This is a genomic window from Lactiplantibacillus plajomi (assembly GCF_005405405.1).
GTDB lineage: Bacteria > Bacillota > Bacilli > Lactobacillales > Lactobacillaceae > Lactiplantibacillus > Lactiplantibacillus plajomi.
Genome location: NZ_BJDZ01000060.1, coordinates 1 through 1,796, shown reverse-complemented (window position 1 = coordinate 1,796; position 1,796 = coordinate 1). Strand labels below are relative to the sequence as shown.

The window sequence follows — 1,796 nt, the reverse complement described above, 5'->3', positions numbered from 1 at the left end:
GGGGCTGTGACATAACTAGCCTCTGTATAAGCAAATAGGACGAGAAACCGAATTTTGGTTTCTCGTCCTATTTGCTTACGCTTTTGATTTTTAAAACTGGTCCCTAACGTGACCAGTTTCATAATATTTAACGCCATCACAACGATTCCGGCTTCCTTGGTGACTTTTTCAAAGCCCCGTACCGAGAATCGATTGAAATGCAAAGAAGCTTTCAGCTTGCCAAAAACTGGTTCGACGTCGATCTTGCGTTGCGCATAGATCTGACCGGTTTCTGGAGCTGAAAGTAGTTCTCGTTGTTTCGACTTAAAGTATTCCCAATTCTCATTCACGGAGATTCTTTTGAGATTGCCTTTCGGAGTTAACGCGTTGGGAATCAGTTGGTGATTTTCATCATATTTTTCGGCGACATACTCTTTAAAATCACGAGTAAAACCATATTTATCGGTCCGCTGACGATACGCATTGAAATTGAACCGCACGCCTTGGGGATTGATGAAATAATCATCCTTTTCATGATAATCCCAGTTCATGACTTTACGGTCATCACTGCGCCATTTTCGACTATTCTCTTTAAGCATCGTCCCGTATGGGATTAGGGCTGTATATTGATCAAGTTCATCTTCTAAGTACCGATAATTACTTTCGGAACCGTATCCGGCATCGGCGACGATGGTGCGACCTAACACATTGTTGACCCTTAAATGTTCAATAAACGGCTGTAAGGTCCGTGTATCAGTTGGGTTTTGGAAGAGCTGGTACCCCGTAATAAACTGATTACTCGTGGCGATTTGAACATTATAAGCGGGCTTTAATTGACCATTTTGCATCGGGTCTTCCTTGACGCGCATAAAGGTGGCATCGTGGTCGGTTTTAGAGTAGCTATTTCGCTGACCATAGACTGCTTGTTGGGCTTGATGTTCACGCATTTTATCACGCAACTTATCCAATTTACGTTTCTGAGACTTAACGGTCCGTCGTTGCTGCTTGGCCGGGTTTGGAGAGACCTGCTTAGTTGCTTCCACGGTTTCATTGAGGACCACTAAGTGATCCTCAACTTTGCTGATCATGATATCCAATAGTTCGGGGGTCAGCTCTGACCCTGATGGAATTTCGCCGACCAGCTTAGCTTCATGAAGTTCACCTAACAGGTCGACTATTTTTTCACGATTCATCTGATCAAACCGGATTGTGTTCTTCTTCCAAACAAAACTATACTTGTTGGCGTCGGCTAGGATCTTAGTCCCGTCAATAAATGAAACGTCATCAATCATACCATTTTGGCGTAGATACGCGGTCAATTGAGATAAGCTGTCGTTCGTCATAGCGGCCAATTCATCCGAAATTCTAAAACGACAAATTGTCCGATAAGATGGAACTTGGTCGGCAATCAACCATCCAGCTGGTTTGTTTTCCCGGGCAAAACGTTCAATTTTACGACTGCTGAAAATGCCGTAACTATACGCTAAAAGGACCAGTTTTAACATGGCCCCAAGGTTATATTCCCGTGGACGACCAAACTGGTAATCATATTTCAATTTTAAGCCCTCAACAAGTTGGTTAATATAATGCGCGGGGTGATTTTCTTCTGGTTGGTAATCTAAGGCGATACTCAAAGTGGTTTGATTCATGTTATAATAGTCTTGCATATTTGGAATGTCCTTTCGGGGATAATTTCGTAGAGTATCGGGTGCGACCGATGCTCTTTTTTTATTTTCTATTATATCAAAAGCAGGTCTGGAAAAATCCGAAGATTTTTCCAGACCTGCTTTGTTTTTAGAGACTTATGTCACAGCCTC

General features: G+C 42.7%; 1 protein-coding gene. It reads right to left on the bottom strand.

The annotated features are described in order from the left end of the window. Positions 1-1,646 (bottom strand): IS1182 family transposase (locus tag FFM82_RS13375; RefSeq protein ID WP_137646241.1); only part of this gene is annotated, 1,646 nt, incomplete at its 3' end. Positions 1,647-1,796: the final 150 nt, after the last annotated feature.